The organism is Mesorhizobium sp. P3_A2 (genome assembly GCF_056403115.1).
Map to the genome: position 1 here is coordinate 183936 of NZ_JBFUGC010000009.1, position 19519 is coordinate 203454.

Consider the following 19519-nt stretch of genomic DNA (forward strand, 5'->3'; position numbering starts at 1 on the left):
CCACGGCATTTCGCTCGATGTCACGGACTTTTCATTGAACCGAATGCGGCGGCATTTTTGTGGCGAAATTGCTCGCTGACGCCACATTGCGGCGCCCGGCCGGCCTGAAATCAGAGGCTGCGGCCCATCGCCAGGTATTTTTCGCGGCGCTGCTCGCGAAAATCGGTGTTGGCGCCGGCAAAATCCTTCATCGTCTTGGCGATGAGGTCGCCGGTGGCGGCGATCACCGTTTCGGGCGCGCGCTGGGCGCCGCCGAGCGGCTCGGGGATGATGGCGTCGATGATCTTCATTTCCAGAAGATCCTGGGCGGTGATCTTCATGTTGGTCGCCGCATCCTTCGAACGCGTGGTGTCGCGCCACAGGATCGAGGCGGCGCCCTCCGGCGAGATCACCGAATAGATGGCGTGTTCCAGCATGTAGACGCGGTTGGCCGTGGCGATGGCGATGGCGCCGCCCGAGCCGCCTTCGCCGATGACGACCGAGATCGACGGCACTTTGAGGCCGAGGCAGGCCGAGGTCGAACGGGCGATGGCTTCGGCCTGGCCGCGTTCCTCGGCGCCGACACCGGGATAGGCGCCGGCGGTGTCGACCAGAGTCAGAAGCGGGATCTTGAAGCGGTCGGCAAGCTCCATCAGCCGCACCGCTTTGCGGTAGCCTTCAGGCCGGACCGAGCCGAAATTATGCTTGAGCCGGCTCGCCGTGTCCGAGCCTTTTTCCTGACCGATGACGGCCACCGGTTCGCCGCGGAAGCGGGCGAAGCCGCCGATGATCGCCTGGTCCTCGCCGAAATTGCGGTCGCCGGCGAGCGGCGTGAAATCGCTGAACAGGCCCTTGATGTAGTCGACACAATGCGGCCTGTCGGTGTGACGCGCCACCTGCACCTTCTGCCACGGCGTCAGCGCCTTGTAGATATCGCGCAGCGCGTCGCGTACGCGCTTCTCAAGCCGGCTGATTTCGTCGCCGACATCGACCGCCTCGCCATTCTCGGCAAGCTTCTTCAGCTCGAGGATCTTGAGTTCAAGGTCCTGCACCGGCTTTTCGAAATCGAGGTAATTGTACATTCTTGAGCGGACCGATGCGTCGGAAGGCAAAGACTGACGGAACCCTGAAAAGCGGGGCGCCGCGCGGTGGAACGTGCCCTCACATAGCGATATGAGGCCTAGTCGGCAAGCGGATGATGATCGTTGACCAGCCGCACCAGCCGCTCTTCCAGCACATGGGTGTAAATCTGCGTGGTCGAGATATCGGCATGGCCGAGCAGTTGCTGCACCGCCCTGAGATCGGCGCCGTTCTGCAGGAGATGGCTGGCGAAAGCATGGCGCAGCACGTGCGGCGATATTTTCGCCGCCGATATGCCGGCCCGTGCCGCAAGGCCTTTGAGGTCGCGGGCAAAGACCTGCCGGGAGAGATAGCCGCTGTCGCCGGCGGCCGGAAACAGGAACGGGCTGTCGGCGAAAGCCGGCACCGTTTTGCGGGCCGCGAGCCAGGCCCGCATCGCCGTGCGCGCTTTGGCCGACAGCGGCACCATGCGCTCCTTGTCGCCCTTGCCACGCACCATGAAGAAGCGGTCGTCGCGCTGGGCGACGGTCACCGGCAGGCCGACCAGTTCGGAGACGCGCAGGCCGGTGGCATAGAGCACCTCCACCAGCGCGTGCAGGCGCAATGCCGCCAGCCGGTCGCCATTGACACCATCACCTGCTTCGAGGGCCGCGCGGTCGAGCAGCCGGCCGGTATCGGCCTCGCTCATCGTCTTGGGTAGCGGCCGGCCCTTTTTCGGGCTGTCGAGCGTGCCGGTCGGGTCGTCGCCGCGCAGGCCCTCGGCATAGAGAAATTTGAAGAACTGGCGGATCGCCGACAGTTTCCGCGCCTGCGAGGTCGGGGCAAAGCCGCGTGCGGCGATGTCGTCGAGATAGGCGCGGATGTCGGCCGCAGCAGCACCGGCAAGCCCGCCGCCAATCTGCTGCGAGGCATCCTCGAGATCGCGGCGATAGGAGGACAGCGTGTTTTCGGCGGCACCGCGTTCGGCGCTCATCATTTCGAGAAAGGCTTCGATGCGAGCCGCGCTGTTCATGTCCTTGCGGTCAGTTTCTTCGGGTCAGTTTTTCTTGGGGTTCAGCTTTTCCGGCGGAATGCGCACGGTGATTTCCGCCTTTTTCGGCTCGACGAACATCGCCAGCGCCACCATCATACCATAGGCAATGCCGGCAAGAATCATCATCGTCACGACAAAGCGGAACAGTGTCGGCATCAATTTTCGCCCGTCTTCTTGTTCTGCGATTCCAAACCCTGAGCCCTTATGGGACGCCAATCCGGCCAATTCAAGGACGAAGGGTTTTGTCTAACGCAGGTCCATACGGAAAAACCACTGCACTTTCCGGGACCTGCTCAGGGCGCCATGCTTGACGCAAACCGGCTTTTGATGTCGATACGCCAGCAAAGACGGCTTAGAAACAGCATGGTTTCATGAACGCGTTACAAGCTAATCCTCCTGGCGAGAGCCATGCTACGCTGCTCGACAGGCTGGGCAGTCGTTCGATTGTCTTTGTCGGCCTGATGGGCGCCGGCAAGACAGCGATCGGCCGCAAGGTGGCGACCATGCTGTCACTGCCGTTCATCGACAGCGACCAGGAGATTGAAAGCGTGTCGCGCATGACCGTGCCGGAGCTGTTCGAACGCTATGGTGAGACCGAATTCCGGGCGCTGGAGCAGCGCGTCATCCTGCGCCTGTTGGAGAACGGCCCGCAGGTGCTGTCGACCGGCGGCGGCGCCTTCATGAATGCGCACACGCGCGACGCGATCGCGTCGCATGGCGTCTCGGTGTGGCTGAAGGCCGAGCTCGATCTGTTGATGGAGCGCGTCTCCAAGAAGCAGAACCGGCCCTTGCTCAAAAACCCCGATCCGCGCGCCGTGCTGGAGCGGCTGATGGGCGAACGCTATCCGGTCTATGCCACGTCAAACGTCACCGTGCCGACCCGCGACGACCGCAAGGAAGTCATTGCGACCGAGGTCGTCGACGCATTGTGCGGGCATTTCGGCATTCCGGCCACCACGGCGCCGGGCGAGGTGCGGCCATGAGCGAGCCTGTCATTGTCGAGGTCGGCCTTGGCGAGCGCGCCTATGACATACTGATCGGCCCCGGCCTTTTGGCGCGTGCCGGCGCCGAGATATCGCGCCGCCTGCCCGGCACAAGGGCCGCGGTGGTCACCGACGACAATGTCGCGGCGACACATCTCGACGCACTGAAGGCCGGTCTGGAAAAAGGCGACATCCAGCCTGCCGTGATTACTCTGCCGGCCGGCGAAAAGACCAAGAGCTTTGCCCATCTCGAAGAGGTAGTAGACGGCGTGCTGGCCGCCAGACTGGAGCGTGGCGATGTCGTCATCGCTCTCGGCGGCGGGGTCATCGGTGACCTCACCGGCTTTGCCGCCGGGATCGTGCGGCGCGGCATGAATTTCGTCCAGATCCCGACGTCGCTCTTGGCGCAGGTCGATTCCTCCGTCGGCGGCAAGACCGGCATCAACAGTCCGCGCGGCAAGAATCTGGTTGGCGTCTTCCACCAGCCGAAGCTGGTGTTGGCCGACACCGAGGTGCTCGACACGCTGCCGATCCGCGAATTTCGCGCCGGCTATGCCGAGCTTGCCAAATACGGGCTGATCGACCGGCCGGCGTTTTTCGCCTGGCTGGAAGAGAACTGGACAAAAGTATTCGCCGGCGGTGCGGAGCGGGCCGAGGCCATTGCCGAAGCCTGCCGCGCCAAGGCCGATGTCGTTGCCCGCGACGAGTTCGAAACCGGCGACCGCGCGCTGCTCAATCTCGGTCACACATTCGGCCATGCGCTGGAAGCCGCCACACAGTATGACGGCTCCCGTCTGGTCCACGGCGAAGGTGTCGCCATCGGCATGGCGCTGGCGCATCGGTTCTCCGCGCGGCTCAACCTGGCAAGCCCGGACGACGCGGCAAGGGTCGAGGCGCATCTGCGCGCCGTCGGCCTGCCGTGGCGGATGTCCGACATCGCTGGCGAACTGCCCGACGCCGAGGCGCTGCTTGGCTTCATCACCCAGGACAAGAAAGTCTCGCGCGGCGCGCTGACCTTCATCCTGACGCGCGGCATCGGCCAGGCCTTCATCGCCAAGGATGTGCCGGCGTCGGAAGTGCTGTCATTCCTCAGGGAAAATCATCCGGACAACGGGAAAGCCGGCTGAGATGGACATTGGCTGGATCGTCGTTGCCGTCCTCGCCATCCTCATCCTGTTTTTCATTGCCGTGCGCACGCGCCTGCTTGCCATGTTCGGCTATGAGTTGTCGCGCATCGAGCCGCAGCGGTCGACCCAGGACGAATTGCGCGGCGCGGTCGACGATTTCCGCCGTGACGGCCAGGTGGTGCGCGAGGACCGCGACCGTGTCGGCGGCCTGTTCGACCTTGACGAGCTCGAAGTCTCCGACATCATGGTCCACCGCACTAATATGCGCTCGGTCAATGCCGACAATGCGCCGGAAGCCGTGGTGCGCGAGATCCTGCAGAGCCCGCACACCCGCATGCCGCTGTGGAAGGGCTCGCTCGACAACATTGTCGGCGTGCTGCACGCCAAGGATTTGCTGCGGGCGCTGAATGAGGTCGGCAACGACTTTACCAAGATCGACGTGATGAAGATCGCGTCGAAGCCTTGGTTCGTGCCCGACACCACGACCTTGCAGGAACAGCTCAACGCCTTCCTGCGCGCCAAGGCGCATTTCGCCATCGTCGTCGACGAGTATGGCGAGGTCGAAGGTCTGGTGACACTGGAGGACATCATCGAGGAGATCGTCGGCGAGATCGCCGACGAGCACGATGTCGACATCCAGGGCGTCAAGCAGGAAGCCGACGGCTCCGTCGTCGTCGAGGGCACGGTGCCGATCAGGGATCTCAACCGGGCGCTCGACTGGAACCTGCCGGACGAGGAAGCCACCACCATTGCCGGCCTGGTCATCCACGAGACGCAGTCGATCCCCGAGGAAAAGCAGGCTTTCACCTTCCACGGCAAGCGCTTCGTGGTGATGAAGCGCGACAAGAACCGGATCGCCAGGATCAGGATCCGGCCGGCGGGAGACGCTTAGCAAGGGCGACCAGTACCATCACTTCGTCATCCACGGGCGGAGCAGCCGCGAAGCGGCGTCGCGAAGACCCGAGGATCCATGCCGTGACGTTTGTCGTAAAGTGCAGCAGAGCAGAAATCTGCACCGTGGCAACGCTCCGAGGTCGCGGCATGGATCCTGGGGTCTGCGCTGCGTCGCTTCGCTCCTTGCTACGCCCCAGGATGACGACACGATGGGCGCTGCCGCGAATCGCCAAGGTATGTGACCCCGTCGAACGTTGGTATCGAGGACTAAGTTACCAATCCTTCATTGGAACTCCGCGGCGGCGCAGGGCATTCTGCGACGGGCGGCCAGGAGAGAATGATGATCGACCGGCGAACATTGCTGTTGGGCTCCTTGGCGGCTTTTCTGCCGACAGGCGCTTTCGCGTCCTCGGAGCGGCCGTCTGCCCAGACCTTCGATTACGGACCGGCCAAGCTCGACATCTATGCACCCGAAAACGCCAGCGGCCTGCCGGTGGTGTTTTTCGTTCATGGCGGCACCTGGCAGTTCGGCAAACGCAGCCAGGTCGGCGCCAAGCCCGCCTTCCTGCTCGCCAACGGCTTCTGCTTCGTCTCCATCGACTATCGAATGTTGCCCGAGGCCGATGTCGCCGCCCAGGCCGGCGATGTTGAGAAGGCCTATGCCTATGTCAGGGCCAACATCGCCAAACATGGCGGCGATCCCGACCGCATCGTCGGCATGGGCCATTCGGCCGGCTGCCATTTGATCGCGCTTACCGGCATGCGCGGCGGGCTGCCCGGTGTGGCCGGGCTGATCCTCGACGATACCAGGGCTTATGATCTTGCGGCGCTTGAGAAAAGTGGCGGCATGGTCCGCGCTTATGCCCGCGTCTTTTCCGATCCTTCGCAATGGGCGACCCTGTCGCCGGCGAGCTATGTCGACGGGCGCAAGCATCCGCCGACCTTCATCGCCTACTCTCGCGCCGATGGCCGTGACGAGCAATCGACGGCCTTTGCCAAGCGCCTGCGCGCCACCGGCACAGCGGTGACGCTGTTCGACGGCAGCGCCTACACGCATATGTCGATCAACCATGATTTTGGCGAGGACGGCGATGCGTTGACGGCCGCCGCGCTGGCGTTCCTCAAATCGACGGTCAGCTGATCGCCGCGAGCGTGCTGGATCAGACCAAAAGTGCCGGGGGATATTGCCGAGCCGGCGCTTGCAGGTGCTATTGCACTCTTCGACTGTCGACGGGAGAGAATTCATGAAGGTGCCGACCTGCTGTGCGACGTGCTCCTGAGATGCGGTGCGTGCTCGGCCTGTTCGAGGGCCTAGTCACGGCTGCCGCCGACGGCTATGCGCGCATAGCTCGACGTGGTCACAATCATCCTGCATGGTGAAATGACAAATGTCGGTGTGAATTCGATCGGCGAGAACGCCAGGCGCATGCTCGATCTCGACCATCCCGCGCTGGACTGGGTTGCACTGGCCAATGGCATGGGCGTCGAGGCGGACCGCGCCGATACGTGCGAACGCTTCGACGCGCTGCTCGACAGCGCGCTGTCGCGACCCGGGCCGTTTCTGATCGACGCAGTGATCTAAGGCGAAATCCGCCTACCAGCGGGTCTTTTCGCCGGGGGCGGCCGGTTCGATGGCCAGAGCATGGACGCCGGCCTTCAGCTCCGCCGCCAGCAATTCGTTGACGGCGCGGTGGCGGTCGATGCGACTCATGCCGGCAAAGACGGGCGAGACGATGCGGACGCGAAAATGCGTCTCGCCGGTGCCGTCATAGGCGCCGTGATGGTGGTCGGAGCCGTGGTGATGGTGGCCGGCATGGAGGTGGCTTTCGTTGACGATAACCAGCCGCTCCGGCGAAAACGCCTTGTTCAGCTTGTCTTCCATGGTCGCCTGTATGGACATCGCCGTTTCCCTTCACCATATCTGCAAGGCGTGATCGGGAAATCGGGATCGATCTCGCCGGGCCGCCTCAAAAATCACCATTCGCCCTGCTTTATGCCGCGATTCAGCGGTTAGGGCGATCATCGCGAAAATGTCAATTCTTGTTTCGCACGTGCGAACAGCCCATAAATGGGTGAGATGAAACCGTACCCCAAATATTTCGAGAAGATTCGGATCCGTCCCGAAAAGGACGCGGAGCTGAAGTCGCGCTCGCCGATCTGCCAGTGGGACGGCTGCAAGGAGGCCGGCACCCACCGCGCGCCGGTTGGTCGCATGAAGGAAGGCGAGTATTTTCAGTTCTGCTTCGACCACGTGCGCGAATACAACAAGGGTTTCAACTACTTCTCCGGCGTGCCGGACACCGAGATCGCCCGCTTCCAGAAGGAGGCGATGACCGGCCACCGGCCGACATGGAAGATGGGCCTCGCCGGCGCTTCGACGCGCTCCTCCCCCGATATGGCGCAGATGCGCTCCGGCCGCGCCGGCTACTACAACCGCATGCGCGACCCTTTCGACCTGTTCAAAGGGCCGAAGGACCCGCGCGAGGCGCGCGAACGCAAGGCCAAGCCGCTTGAGGCCAAGGCGCTGGAAACGCTTGGCCTTGATACAAAGGCGACTGGCAAGGACATCAAGGCGCGCTATAAGGAACTGGTGAAGCGTCACCATCCGGATGCGAATGGCGGCGACAGAGGTTCGGAAGACCGGTTCCGCGATGTGCTGCAGGCCTATCGCGTGCTCAAGCAGGCGGGTTTGTGCTGAGCAACCCAACGGTTCGTGTCGTTTTCCAACTTTCATAAGGGTGGAAAAGGCTCTAAGACCGCCCCCGGACAAAATCGATTGCCGGCGAAATCAGGCTTTTCGCCCGTGGAGACGTGGATAGAGATGAACAAGGTCGATCGCGACATCGCCAATTTGCCGGACACGACGGTGTCGGTGAAGGAAAAATTCGGCTTCGAGTCCAAGATGGTGGTGCCGGCCTATTCGGTGACATCAGAGCATGTGCCGGACATCGATCCGGACTATCTGTTCGACAAGGCGACGACGCTGGCGATCCTTGCCGGCTTTGCCTACAACCGCCGCGTCATGGTGTCTGGCTATCACGGCACCGGCAAGTCGACGCATATCGAACAGGTCGCCGCCCGCCTCAACTGGCCTTGCGTGCGCGTCAACCTCGACAGCCATGTCAGCCGCATCGACCTTGTCGGCAAGGATGCCATCGTCGTCAAGGACGGGCTGCAAATCACTGAATTCCGCGACGGCATCCTGCCCTGGGCCTACCAGCACAATGTCGCGCTGTGCTTCGACGAGTATGATGCCGGCCGTCCCGATGTGATGTTCGTCATCCAGCGCGTGCTGGAATCGTCGGGCCGCCTGACGCTGCTCGACCAGAGCCGGGTCATCCGTCCGCATCCGGCGTTCCGGCTGTTTTCGACCGCCAACACGGTCGGTCTCGGCGACACCACGGGCCTCTATCACGGCACGCAGCAGATCAACCAGGCGCAGATGGATCGCTGGTCGATCGTCACGACGCTGAACTATTTGCCGCACGACAATGAGGTGAACATCGTTCTGGCCAAGGCCAAGCACTATCGCGACGGCAAGGGCAAGGACATCGTCAACAAGATGGTGCGCGTCGCCGACATGACGCGCTCGGCCTTCATCAATGGCGACTTGTCGACCGTGATGAGCCCGCGTACTGTCATCACCTGGGCCGAAAATGCCGAGATCTTCGGCAATATCGGCATGGCGTTCCGGCTGACCTTCCTCAACAAATGCGACGAGCTGGAGCGGTCGGTGGTGGCCGAGTTCTACCAGCGCGCCTTCGGCGAGGATTTGCCCGAGAGCGCCGCCAACGTGGTGCTGGGGTAACATCGCTCCATGGGAACAACCGGTCGGACGTTCCTGTGGGGCTTCTCAATCCTCTGCTTTGGTCTCTCTCAGGCAGCTATGGCCCAGAACGAACCCTTCAAACCTGGGCAGACCTGGACCTATCACGGTGCGACGCCAATATCGTCGCGGGTGATCATAGGCGCAGTCGACAATCTGGAAGGCGAAGATCAACCGATCGTGTCGATTTCAGTTACCGATGCGCCGATACCGAATGACGGAAAGCCGCTGCAAACCGTTCCCCACCTTCCTGTAGCGGCTGACGTGCTCAGAGAGAGTGTGGTTGAGCTTGAGGGGACTGCACCAATTCCCGATGGCTTCGGCCATGGATACAGCCTGTGGAGACAGGCATATGACAGTGGCAAGGGAGGCTATTTTACAATCTCGGTGCAAGAGATTGTTGGCATCCTGCGCACTCAGCTCGGCCAGCAGCCGGCGGCGAATTAGAGATAGATAATGGCGGGTCCGGGCGACAATACGCGCAACAAGTCAAAGACGGGGTCTGAAGCCGACAGCTTCAAGCGCGCCGTCACGGTCTGCATGCGCGCCATTGCCGGCGACAAGGAGCTCGAGGTCGGTTTCGCCAAGGATAGGCCCGCCCTTGCCGGCAGCCGCGCCCGGTTGCCGGAACTGCCGAAGAAAGCCTCGAAAGAGGATATCGCGATTACCCGCGGTCTCGGCGATTCCATGGCGCTGAAGCGGGCCTGCCATGATCAGCGCATCCACACCAAGCTGGCGCCGGAAGGCAAGTTGGCGCGCTCGATCTATGACGCGGTCGAACAGGCGCGTGTCGAGGCGATCGGCAGCCGTGCCATGCAAGGCGTTGCCGACAATATCGGCTCGATGCTGGAAGACAAATACGCCAAGGCCAACCTTGTCGACGTCAAGGACAAGGCCGACGCGCCGATCGAGGAAGCACTCGCGCTCATGGTGCGCGAGAAGCTGACCGGCCGCCCGATCCCGAAGAGCGGCGAGCGGCTGGTCGAACTTTGGCGGCCCTGGGTCGAGGAGAAGGCCAAGGCCGACCTCGATGGTCTCTCGGCCAAACTCGGCGACCAGCAGGCCTTCGCCCGCGTCGTGCGTGACATGCTGGCGTCCATGGAGATGGCCGAGGAACTCGGCGACGACCAGGAGACCGAAGACTCCGAGGACAATGACGAGAACCAGCCCCAAGGCGAGGAGCAAAGCGAGGAGGGCGGCGAAGACGATTCCGGCTCCGAGCAGTCGCAGTCCGAGGATGCCGAAGCGTCAGCCGACGACGAACAGTCGTCCGAGACGGAGGCGTCAGACGCCACCGCCGACGATCTCTCCGACGATGACGATGCAGACGCCGAGACGCCCGGCGAAGCGCGCCGCAACGACAATCCCTTCACCAATCTGCCAAAAGAGATCGACTACAAGGTCTTTACCACTGCCTTCGACGAGACGGTCGGCGCGGAAGAGCTATGCGAGGAGGAAGAACTCGACCGGCTGCGTGCCTTCCTCGACAAGCAACTGGCCAATCTCTCCGGCGTCGTCGGCCGGCTCGCCAACCGGCTGCAACGGCGCCTGATGGCGCAGCAGAACCGCTCCTGGGATTTCGACCTCGAAGAGGGCTACCTCGATCCGGCCCGGCTGGTGCGTGTCGTCATCGACCCGATGCAGCCGCTGTCGTTCAAGCAGGAGCGCGATACCAAATTCCGCGACACGGTGGTGACGCTGGTGCTCGACAATTCGGGCTCGATGCGCGGCCGGCCGATCACGGTCGCCGCGACCTGCGCCGACATTCTGGCGCGCACGCTGGAGCGTTGTGGCGTCTCGGTCGAGATTCTCGGCTTCACCACGCGGGCGTGGAAGGGCGGCCAGGCGCGCGAGAAGTGGCTGAAGGACAGCAAGCCGCCGAACCCCGGCCGGCTCAACGATCTGCGCCACATCATCTACAAATCCGCCGACCATCCTTGGCGGCGGGCCAGGCGCAATCTCGGCCTGATGATGCGCGAGGGCCTGCTCAAGGAAAACATCGACGGCGAGGCGTTGCTGTGGGCGCACAACCGGCTGATCGCCCGGCCCGAACAGCGCAAGATCCTGATGATGATCTCGGACGGCGCGCCGGTCGACGATTCGACGCTGTCGGTCAATCCGGGCAATTATCTCGAGCGCCATCTGCGCGCCGTCATCGAGCTGATCGAGACGCGCTCGCCGGTGGAGCTTCTAGCCATCGGCATCGGCCACGACGTCACCCGCTATTACCGGCGCGCCGTCACCATTGTCGATGCCGAGGAACTGGCCGGCGCCATGACCGAGCAGCTGGCCTCGCTGTTTGCCGAGGAAAACGCGCGCGACACGCGCCGCGGCGGCTATCGGCGCGCCGGATGATCTTTTTGCGCGGTGGCTTCAGGCAGACGTTTTTCGCCGCCACTGCCTTGTTTGGCATGGCTCTGCCGGCATTTGCTGCGGGACGTACTCCGGTCGAGTCGGTCGAAGTCTCGGCACGCCCGATCAGCGCCTTCCATATAGGCAGCGCCGACAAACAGTTCGGGCCGCTGGAATTTGTCGGCGGGCTGGAAATGACCTCGCCAACGCGCGATTTCGGCGCGCTGTCGGCGTTTCGCTTCCTCAAACCCGGCGGCGATTTCATCGGCGTCGCCGATACAGGCTTCTGGTTCTTCGGTACATTGACCCACGATGCCGAGCGGCGGCCGTCCGGCATCCAGAATTTCCGCATGCAGCAGATGGTCGATGCCTCGGGCCGGCCGATCGACAAGAAATGGCAGGTCGACGCCGAAGGCCTGGCGGTCAAGGATGGCATCGCTACCGTCGGCTTCGAGCGCGACCAGCGCGTCGCCCAGTTCAAGATCGACCCCGACAATATGAAGGCGCCGTTCAAGCAGCTGAATTTCCTGGTTCCAGCCCGGGAACTCAGGCAGAACCGAGGCTTCGAGACTGTCACTCACGCCAATCCCTACGGCCAGCACGAGGGCGGGTTGGTCGTGGTCTCCGAAAAGAGCCTGGACAAATCAGGCAATATCTATGCGGCCATCATCGAAGGGCCGCACAAGGGTGTCTTCACCGTCAAGCGCAATGGCGATTTCGACATTACCGACGGCGCCTTCCTGCCGGATGGCGATCTGCTGCTCCTGGAGCGCAGTTTTTCGATGGCCGGCGGAGTGAAGATGCGGCTCAGACGCATCTATGGCGAAAGCGTCGAGAAGGGCGCTGTCGCCGACGGACCGGTGCTGATGGAAGCCGATATGGGCTACCAGATCGACAATATGGAAGGGCTCGACGTCTGGACCCGCGACGACGGCGCGGTGATGGTGTCGCTGATCTCGGACGACAACCATTCGATCCTGCAACGCAACCTCTATCTGGAATTCATCCTGCACCAGGATTGAGCCGACCGGATTTCTGCTTTCCCGTCTGCAACCATGCACGGTTTGGTAACGCCGAATCGGCAAACTGCCTTGCAATCCCTGGTTTCAGTCGGGCGACGCCTGTCTGGAACCGTGCAACCGGTTCCGGACCCATGACGAGCGTCTCATCCGTATCCCGACAGCAGGTGGCCCTGCAATTGCTGCTCAGAGGCGGTTCCGGTGAGAAGCCGAAACCGATCGGCCTCCTGACCGATGGCCCAAGCCTTCGCAGAGGCGACAGCGCCCAGCAAAGTGCGTTGGCGAGGATCATCAAGCTGTCGATTGAAGGCGCCGGGAGCAGCGACGGCTTCCTGCTCGTTATGCCCGTCAATGCCGAGTTTATCGAAACCGGATCCGGCAACGACACCGTCAACATCATGTCGTCCGGCGACGATACCGCACCGAACTACGTCTCGCTGGGCGACGGAAACGATCGGCTCAATCTGGTGTCGACTGAAGACGCCACCTCCGACTATTGGCAGGGAAAGACCGCACCGGGCGCTGTCGTGACGAACACGATGGTCGGTGGCAAAGAAATCGCCGTCGTCATACCCAGTGGTCGTGGCATCTTCGCCGGCGCCGGCAATGATGTCGTCAACATTGCTGCCGGACGGGATGTCTATAACGTCTCCGCCGGCGAAGGCGATGACGCGCTCGCCGTTTCCGCAGGACGGGATATCTCGGGAATCTGGGGCGGCGACGGACGCGATGTGCTTGCCCTTGCGGGCGGAATGAACATCGACAACATAACCGGCGACGCCGGCGACGACATCATCACCGTTGCTGCGGGCAACGAAGCGCGCGGTATTTCAGGCGGCCAAGGCCGCGACATCATCACCGCCGCCGCCGGGCAGAGGGTCGATGGCATCTCCGGCGGCCAGGGCTCCGACATCATCACGATCGCGAGCGGTCAGGCCGTCTTTGGCGTCTACGGAGGCGATGATGACGACGCCATCGCCATCGCCGCCGCCAAGGTCGATCGCGTCGAGGGTGGCAGCGGCGACGATACGATCAGGATCAACGCGCGCACCGCCGACGCCATTTCAGGCGGGCTGGGCGACGATCGGATCGATCTCACCGGCACGGACAAGGCCAAGCTGTTCTTCGATCGCGGCGACGGTAAGGATGTCGTCCGGGTTGCCGGAGAGACAACGATCGTCTTCGCCGAGCGTTCAATCGACGACGCCGACATCAGCTATGGCGACGGCAAGATCACCATCTCCTTTGCCGACACTGGCGACTCCGTGACGCTGGATTACAGCGGCGCGACGTTGAAAGGACCCACGCCCGAGTTGAGCTTCGAGGACCCAGATCACCTCGAAGTCCGCCGCGAGGCGCCGCATGGCTGGAATGCTTCCACCTTGTACCGGTATTTCGACGCGCACGGCGCGGGCGGCTTCTCGCTCACCCTGAGATAAGGCGCCGGCTCCCTGGCTCTTGCTGCCGATGATCTCAGTTTCGCCCGGCAGGCTTATCGCGGGTTGGTTGCGATCCAGATGACATGGCGGGCGCCGCGCTTGCCATTGGCGCGCGTCTTCACCTCGTCCACGGCAAAACCAGCCTGCTTCAGCCTGCGCGTGAAGCCGCTGTCCGGCCCTTGCGACCACACCGCCAGCACACCGCCGGGCTTCAATGCGGCACGCGCCGCGCCGAGGCCGGCGGCGCCGTAGAGGGCGTCATTGCTCTTGTAGACGATGCCATCGGGACCATTGTCGACGTCGAGCAGGATGGCGTCCCAGGCCGCCTTGTCGGATGTTATGACGTGTCCGACATCGGCCTCGCGGACGCTCACACGGGGATCGTCGAGACAGCCGGCAAACAGCGCTGCCAAAGGGCCGCGCGCCCACGCAATGACCGCCGGGACAAGCTCGGCGACGGTGATGCCTGCGTCGGCGCCAAGTTCGGCAAGCGCTGCGCGCAGCGTAAAGCCCATGCCGAGGCCGCCGATCAGGATTTTCGGTCGGCTGTGTCCGGCAATCCTGTCGCAGGACAGTTTTGCCAGCGCCTCTTCTGAGCCGCTGAGGCGGCTGTTCATCAGCTCGTTTGTACCGAGCATGATCGAAAATTCAGTTCCGCGCTGCTTGAGGCGCAATTCCTGGCCGCCGTCCGGCGTTTTGGCCGAGTCGAGCTGGACCCAGGGGATCACAGCGTTAAGCGGCCACGGCCGGCTGGCTCCAGCGAGCGGCGAGCAGCCGGTAGGGGATCAGCGCCACCACGGCGATGATCAGCTTCACTGAGAGGTCGCCGAGCGCCCAGGACACCCAGCGCATGGTCTCGACCGGCAGCACGCCCATCAGCGGCGCCGTCTCCAGCGCGAAGCTGTCGTTCGGGCCGGCGAAGGCGAAGAGGGCGGAAAAGGCGACGCTGAAGAACACCAGCGTGTCGAACACCGAGCCGACCAGCGTGCCGACGATCGGGGCGCGCCACCAGCTCTGCCGGCGCAGCCGGTTGAACACGGTGACGTCGAGCAATTGCGCGCAAAGGAACGCCGCACCCGAAGCCGCCGCAATGCGCACCAGCCGGTCGGCTGCAGTCTCGAATTCGATCAGGCCGTGGCGAAACAGGAAGGGCGGGACGAGGATCGAGCAGATCACCGCGGTCATGAAGCCGACAAAGACGATGCGGCGCGCCACGGTCGGGCCGTAGCGGCGGTTGGCAAGGTCGGTGACCAGGAAGGAGAAGGGGTAGGTGAAGGCGCCCCAGGTCAGGATGTCGGCCAGCGACAGGCGGCCGACCTGGCCCTGCATCGGGAACTGCACGAGGATGTTCGATGCCACGACAACAAGCGCCATGGCGGCCACAAAGGGCAGATATCGCGAGAAGGAAGTCATTTTTTTATCCTGGGTGATGGAACCAGCCAGGCGCTATCCGAAATGCGGATCGCGCTGCCTTGCAAGTTTTGAGCATCGGATCGCTCCGATGCTCAAGGCGGTCGTCCCCCGCCTTAAAATCTTCAAGCGGCGGGCTGGTCGGCCAGCTTCTTGGCGATCTGCTTCTTCAAGAGGCGCGCGCGCTGCGACAGCTCCTTGGCGTCGGCCTTGGCCAGGAAGGCATCGAGGCCACCGCGATGCTCGACCGAACGCAGCGCGTTGGCCGAAATGCGCAGGCGCACATTCTGGTTCAGCGCTTCCGAAATCAGCGTCACATTGACGAGGTTCGGCAGGAAGCGGCGCTTGGTCTTGTTGTTGGCGTGGCTCACATTGTTGCCGGTCTGGACTGCCTTGGCAGTGAGTTCGCAGGTACGGGACATGGTTCTAACCTTCAGTTCTTTCTAAGCCTGCCAAACCATTTTCGCCCGCGCCGGGCGGCGCGCGGTTTCGGTCAGGCGGCCTTATGGAAAAGTTGGCGTTCCATAGTTGCATTTCGCCGAGGCGTCAAGCTCGGGCTTCCCTCGGGATGCGGCGGTCCTTTCATATAAAGGCCGAAATTCAGCCTATAAGCGGGCGCATAGGGACATGCCAGGCCGGAGTTGCCCATCTGCGGCCTGAAAATTCAAGGAACGATCCCCGCCATGCTTCGTCCGTCACATGCCGTTGTCGCCGTGCTTGCCGCTGCCATGCCGACGTCAGCCCTCGCCGCCGCACCGGCAACTGCCCCGCAGTCCTTCAAGGGCGAATATACCGTGTCGTTCCTCGGCCTTTCGGTGGCCAAGGCGAAATTTAACAGCCACTACGAAGGCGATAGCTATTCCATCGACGGCACCGTCTCCAGCGCCGGTATCGCCACCTTGTTCGACGATACGAGCGGCACGATCTCGTCAACGGGCAAGATCCTGGGCAAGCAGATGCAGCCGCAGGCGTTTCGCGCCGATTACAAGTCCGGCAAGAAGGCTTCCGTCGTCGATATCCGCTTTGCCAATGGCGCGGTTACCGCCACCCAGGTCATCCCCGAACCGAAGAAGCGCAATCCCAAGACCTGGATACCGCTGGGTGGCAACGATCTGACATCGGTGCTCGACCCGATGGCCGCCACCGTCATCCATGCCGACAGCCTCGACAAGGTCTGCGGGCGCAAGGTGAAGTTCTATGATGGCGAGATGCGCGCCGACCTGACGCTGACCTATGCCTCGAAAGGCTCGATCTCGGTCAAGGGCTACAAGGGCGACACCGTCACCTGCAAGATGAGCTTCGAGCCGGTGGCGGGCTACCGAAAGGGCCGCAAGGCGCTGAATTACCTGAAGAACAAGAGCAAGATGATGGTGACGTTTGCACCGCTCGGCCAAACCGGCGTATATGCGCCGATCCACGCCACGGTCGGGACGCAGATAGGCACCTTGACCGTCAGCGCGGGGCGGTTCGAAGCAACAGAATAGGCGCGCCCACCCGAATTGAAATGGGGCGCGCCGCCGGAGACGGGCATGGGGCGCGCAACACTGATCGGGTTCTCGGCGGTCGCCATGTGGGCGCTGCTGGCGTTGCTCACCGACGCCTCGGGCGCCGTGCCGCCATTCCTGTTGTCGGCCATCACCTTCGCCATCGGCACCGCGGTCGGGCTGGTCGCGCGGCTGTTCATGCCGGCGACCGATAAGGGCCAGAAGATCCCGCGCCAGGTCTGGCTGATCGGCATAGCCGGCCTGTTCGGCTACCACTTCTTCTACTTCACCGCGCTGCGCAACGCGCCGGCGGTGGAGGCAAGCCTGATCGCCTATCTGTGGCCGCTGCTGATCGTGCTCGGTTCAGCGCTGATGCCGGGCGAGAAGCTGGCCTGGAACCATGTCGTCGGCGCGCTGCTCGGGCTTGCCGGCACGGTTCTGATCGTCACCAAGGGCGGCGGCCTTGCCTTCGATGCGCGCTACGCCTTCGGCTATGCGATGGCGGCGGTCTGCGCGCTGCTGTGGTCGTCCTATTCGCTGCTGTCGCGGCGTTTTCCGGCGGTGCCGACCTCGGTCGTCACCTGGTTCTGTGCAGCCACGGCAGCGCTGTCCCTCGTCTGCCATCTGTTGCTGGAAAAGACGGTGCTGCCCGATGGCCCCGGCCAGTGGCTGGCCGTGCTTGGTCTCGGGCTGATGCCGGTGGGTGCCGCCTTCTACGCCTGGGATATCGGCGTCAAGCGCGGTAACATCCAGGTGCTCGGTGCGGCCAGCTATGCGGCGCCGCTACTCTCGACGCTGGTGCTGATCGCGGCCGGCGTCGCCGAGCCGTCGCTGCGCATCCTCGCCGCCTGCGTGCTGATCACCGGCGGCGCGGCTCTCGCGGCGAAATCGCTGTTCCTGCGCAGGCCGGCTGAGATTGGAGCCAAGGCATGACGATGCCGTTTGCCGGCGGCATCGACGCCAATGCCAATGCGACATTGATTTTTTCGCTGGTGGCGGCGGTGATCTACGCCTTCACCCTGGATATGCGGCCGACGCTGGCCCGCTCGGCGGCAAAGACGCTGGCCGTGGCCATGCTTGCGGTGCTGGCCTTCATGCAAGGTGGGCCGTTGCTGCTCGTCGCGGCGCTGGCCCTCAGCGCCGTCGGCGATGCCTTTCTGTCGCGTGACGGCGAGACGCTTTTCCTCGGCGGGCTGGCCAGTTTCCTGGCGGCGCATATCCTCTATGTGCCGCTCTTCCTGCGCAGCGGCGGCGGGCTGGATGTGCTGGGCACCGAGACATGGCGCGGCGCCATCGCACTCGCCATGGCGGCTTTCGTGGTCGTCATGCTGGCGGCACTCTGGCGCCGTGTCGGCCCCGGCCTGCGCACGCCGATTGCCGTCTATATCGCCGCCATTCTGGCGATGGGCATTTCGGCGCTGACGCTGGACAATCCGTGGGTCATCGGCGGTGCCGTGCTGTTCATGGCGTCGGACGGGCTGCTTGCCACGGAAAAATTCCTGGTGCCGGCCATCGCGCCCTATCGCGCCGGCATCCGCTATGCCGTCTGGGTGCTGTATTACGCAGCCCAGCTGGCGATTACGCTTGGCTTTTTGCTGAGCTAGGTTCCCAGCCGGGTTCTGCCATCTCGAAGGCGGCGAAGTCGAAGCCCGGCGCCACGGTGCAGCCGACCAGGGTCCATTCGCCGAGGCTGCGTGCCGATTGCCACCAGCCGGCCGGCACCACGATCTGCGGCCGCTCGCCCGCCGCAAGTTCAATGCCGAGCACCTGCTCGATCACGGCACTGCCTTCCTCGCACATCGACAGCGCCAGCGGCGCACCGGCGTGGAAATGCCAGACCTCGGCCGCGTCCTTGACCCGGTGCCAGACCGACAACCGATCCTCTTCCAGGAGGAAGTAAATCGCCGTCGAATGGCCGCGCGCGCCGCCGGCGCCGTCGCGAAAGGTCTCGGCATACCAGCCGCCTTCCGGATGCGCCTTGAGGCCAAGCGTGGCGATGATTTCAGCGGCGCTGGTCATGGCTGCTCCCGGAATGTCACGATGGTCAGAAATTGTCCTTACGCTTGCGAATCTCGGCGAACACGTCGGCATCGCTGGCCTTTTCCATGCCGAGATGCTTGCGGATCGCCGGGTCGTGCCAGCGCAGGAACGGATTGGTCGACAGTTCCTCGCCGATCGTCGTCGGCAGCGTCGCCTTGTTGTCGGCGCGCAGCGTCTCGATCTTCGCCGCCCGCTCCTTCAGCGCAGAATTGGTCGGGTCCACAGTCAGCGCGAAGCGGGCATTGGAGAGCGTATATTCGTGGCCGCAATAGATGACCGTGTCGGCCGGAAGTGCCGCCAGCTTCTTCAACGACTCGTACATCACTGGCGGCTTGCATTCGAACAGCCGGCCGCAGCCGAGCGCGAACAGCGTGTCGGCGGTGAACGCCACTTTCGAGGCCGGCAGGTGATAGGAGACGTGGCCCGCCGTGTGGCCGGGTGTGGCGATGACATCGATCCGCTCGCCGCCGAGATGGACGACCGAGCCCTGGCCGACGGTCTCATCGATGCCGGGGATCTTTTCCTTTTCCGCCTCCGGTCCGACGATGCGCAGCTTGAAGCGCTCCTTCAGCGCCAGATTGGCCTCGACATGGTCGACATGGTGGTGGGTGGTCAGGATCAGCGTCGGCTTCCAGCCGGTACGCTCGATCGCGGCCAGGATCGGCGCCTCCTCAGGCGCGTCGATGATGGCGGTCTCGCCGCTCTTGGGGTCATGCACCAGCACGCCGAAATTGTCGCTGCGGCACATGAACTGTTCGATTTCGACCGGCATTTTCATCTCTCCATCTGTCGCCGCAGACATAGGGCGCTTGCCCGCCGATGTCATCCGGAACTTGGCACCTTTGTTGAACTT

At 63.4% G+C, this 19519-nt stretch carries 22 protein-coding genes and 1 pseudogene; 14 read left to right on the top strand and 9 right to left on the bottom strand.

Features of this window, described 5'->3' with window-relative positions; translation table 11 throughout:
- Window positions 1-110: 110 nt before the first annotated feature.
- The 3 genes from AC1DXM_RS21475 to AC1DXM_RS21485 all read right to left on the bottom strand — a co-directional run bounded on the left by AC1DXM_RS21475 (window position 111) and on the right by AC1DXM_RS21485 (window position 2248).
- Window positions 111-1061, bottom strand: coding sequence for an acetyl-CoA carboxylase carboxyltransferase subunit alpha (locus AC1DXM_RS21475; protein WP_192258328.1), 951 nt, complete (start codon window positions 1059-1061; stop codon window positions 111-113).
- Window positions 1062-1159: 98 nt separating this feature from the next.
- Entirely contained in the window at window positions 1160-2071 is a 912-nt protein-coding gene (locus AC1DXM_RS21480) for a site-specific tyrosine recombinase XerD (RefSeq protein ID WP_477235935.1), read from the bottom strand.
- A 24-nt stretch (window positions 2072-2095) separates the two neighbouring features.
- Window positions 2096-2248, bottom strand: a complete 153-nt coding sequence (locus AC1DXM_RS21485; protein ID WP_192258326.1) for a histidine kinase — start codon at window positions 2246-2248, stop codon at window positions 2096-2098.
- A gap of 215 nt (window positions 2249-2463) precedes the next feature.
- On the opposite strand from AC1DXM_RS21485, the gene AC1DXM_RS21490 reads away from it, so the two are divergent.
- From AC1DXM_RS21490 to AC1DXM_RS21510, 5 genes and pseudogenes are all read left to right on the top strand, one after another.
- Window positions 2464-3075: a shikimate kinase gene (locus tag AC1DXM_RS21490; protein ID WP_477235937.1), complete on the top strand. Its 612-nt coding sequence runs from the start codon at window positions 2464-2466 to the stop codon at window positions 3073-3075.
- Complete coding sequence (gene aroB / locus AC1DXM_RS21495; protein ID WP_477235939.1) at window positions 3072-4202, top strand: 3-dehydroquinate synthase; 1131 nt, start codon at window positions 3072-3074, stop codon at window positions 4200-4202. The genes AC1DXM_RS21490 and aroB overlap by 4 nt, the downstream gene beginning before the upstream one ends.
- A gap of 1 nt (window position 4203) precedes the next feature.
- Window positions 4204-5094: an HlyC/CorC family transporter gene (locus AC1DXM_RS21500; protein ID WP_477235941.1), complete on the top strand. Its 891-nt coding sequence runs from the start codon at window positions 4204-4206 to the stop codon at window positions 5092-5094.
- 342 nt (window positions 5095-5436) lie between these two features.
- The gene (locus tag AC1DXM_RS21505; protein WP_477235943.1) at window positions 5437-6237 is read left to right on the top strand and encodes an alpha/beta hydrolase; all 801 of its coding nucleotides are present in this window, start codon (window positions 5437-5439) and stop codon (window positions 6235-6237) included.
- A 207-nt stretch (window positions 6238-6444) separates the two neighbouring features.
- Window positions 6445-6678, top strand: a pseudogene (locus AC1DXM_RS21510) (thiamine pyrophosphate-dependent enzyme); the annotation flags it as partial.
- 12 nt (window positions 6679-6690) lie between these two features.
- On the opposite strand, the gene AC1DXM_RS21515 reads toward AC1DXM_RS21510, so the two are convergent.
- Window positions 6691-6996, bottom strand: a complete 306-nt coding sequence (locus AC1DXM_RS21515; protein ID WP_477235945.1) for a BolA family protein — start codon at window positions 6994-6996, stop codon at window positions 6691-6693.
- Between the two features lie 168 nt (window positions 6997-7164).
- Here AC1DXM_RS21515 and AC1DXM_RS21520 point away from each other — a divergent pair, with 168 nt between their 5' ends.
- The 6 genes from AC1DXM_RS21520 to AC1DXM_RS21545 all read left to right on the top strand — a co-directional run bounded on the left by AC1DXM_RS21520 (window position 7165) and on the right by AC1DXM_RS21545 (window position 13732).
- The gene (locus AC1DXM_RS21520; RefSeq protein WP_142866468.1) at window positions 7165-7794 is read left to right on the top strand and encodes a J domain-containing protein; all 630 of its coding nucleotides are present in this window, start codon (window positions 7165-7167) and stop codon (window positions 7792-7794) included.
- Window positions 7795-7917: 123 nt separating this feature from the next.
- Window positions 7918-8904: a cobaltochelatase subunit CobS gene (cobS, locus tag AC1DXM_RS21525; protein WP_112393311.1), complete on the top strand. Its 987-nt coding sequence runs from the start codon at window positions 7918-7920 to the stop codon at window positions 8902-8904.
- Between the two features lie 78 nt (window positions 8905-8982).
- Entirely contained in the window at window positions 8983-9369 is a 387-nt protein-coding gene (locus AC1DXM_RS21530) for a hypothetical protein (RefSeq protein WP_477235948.1), read from the top strand.
- A gap of 9 nt (window positions 9370-9378) precedes the next feature.
- Window positions 9379-11277, top strand: a complete 1899-nt coding sequence (gene cobT, locus AC1DXM_RS21535; protein ID WP_477235950.1) for a cobaltochelatase subunit CobT — start codon at window positions 9379-9381, stop codon at window positions 11275-11277.
- Complete coding sequence (locus AC1DXM_RS21540) at window positions 11274-12296, top strand: esterase-like activity of phytase family protein (protein WP_477235952.1); 1023 nt, start codon at window positions 11274-11276, stop codon at window positions 12294-12296. The genes cobT and AC1DXM_RS21540 overlap by 4 nt, the downstream gene beginning before the upstream one ends.
- Window positions 12297-12427: 131 nt before the next feature.
- Window positions 12428-13732 carry a calcium-binding protein gene (locus tag AC1DXM_RS21545; RefSeq protein WP_477235954.1) on the top strand — a complete coding sequence of 435 codons (1305 nt, stop codon included), beginning with the start codon at window positions 12428-12430 and terminating at the stop codon, window positions 13730-13732.
- A 53-nt stretch (window positions 13733-13785) separates the two neighbouring features.
- Here AC1DXM_RS21545 and AC1DXM_RS21550 read toward each other — a convergent pair whose 3' ends face one another.
- From AC1DXM_RS21550 to rpmB, 3 genes are all read right to left on the bottom strand, one after another.
- Window positions 13786-14460, bottom strand: a complete 675-nt coding sequence (locus AC1DXM_RS21550) for a polyamine aminopropyltransferase (RefSeq protein ID WP_477235956.1) — start codon at window positions 14458-14460, stop codon at window positions 13786-13788.
- Between the two features lie 4 nt (window positions 14461-14464).
- Window positions 14465-15145, bottom strand: coding sequence for a queuosine precursor transporter (locus AC1DXM_RS21555; protein WP_477235958.1), 681 nt, complete (start codon window positions 15143-15145; stop codon window positions 14465-14467).
- A gap of 122 nt (window positions 15146-15267) precedes the next feature.
- Window positions 15268-15564, bottom strand: a complete 297-nt coding sequence (rpmB, locus tag AC1DXM_RS21560) for a 50S ribosomal protein L28 (RefSeq protein WP_023670682.1) — start codon at window positions 15562-15564, stop codon at window positions 15268-15270.
- 261 nt (window positions 15565-15825) lie between these two features.
- On the opposite strand from rpmB, the gene AC1DXM_RS21565 reads away from it, so the two are divergent.
- Genes AC1DXM_RS21565 through AC1DXM_RS21575 form a run of 3 tightly spaced genes read left to right on the top strand, consistent with a single transcriptional unit; the run spans window position 15826 to window position 18230 of the window.
- Complete coding sequence (locus AC1DXM_RS21565) at window positions 15826-16626, top strand: DUF3108 domain-containing protein (RefSeq protein ID WP_477235961.1); 801 nt, start codon at window positions 15826-15828, stop codon at window positions 16624-16626.
- A gap of 45 nt (window positions 16627-16671) precedes the next feature.
- The gene (gene yddG, locus AC1DXM_RS21570; RefSeq protein WP_477235963.1) at window positions 16672-17559 is read left to right on the top strand and encodes an aromatic amino acid exporter YddG; all 888 of its coding nucleotides are present in this window, start codon (window positions 16672-16674) and stop codon (window positions 17557-17559) included.
- A complete protein-coding gene (locus AC1DXM_RS21575) occupies window positions 17556-18230 on the top strand; it encodes a lysoplasmalogenase (protein ID WP_477235965.1) in 675 nt (224 codons plus the stop codon). The genes yddG and AC1DXM_RS21575 overlap by 4 nt, the downstream gene beginning before the upstream one ends.
- Here the strand turns inward: AC1DXM_RS21575 and AC1DXM_RS21580 are convergent.
- Together AC1DXM_RS21580 and gloB are read right to left on the bottom strand one after the other, a co-directional pair.
- Entirely contained in the window at window positions 18205-18645 is a 441-nt protein-coding gene (locus AC1DXM_RS21580; RefSeq protein ID WP_477235967.1) for a cupin domain-containing protein, read from the bottom strand. The genes AC1DXM_RS21575 and AC1DXM_RS21580 overlap by 26 nt on opposite strands.
- 25 nt (window positions 18646-18670) lie before the next feature.
- The gene (gloB, locus tag AC1DXM_RS21585) at window positions 18671-19438 is read right to left on the bottom strand and encodes a hydroxyacylglutathione hydrolase (protein WP_477235969.1); all 768 of its coding nucleotides are present in this window, start codon (window positions 19436-19438) and stop codon (window positions 18671-18673) included.
- Window positions 19439-19519 lie beyond the last annotated feature (81 nt).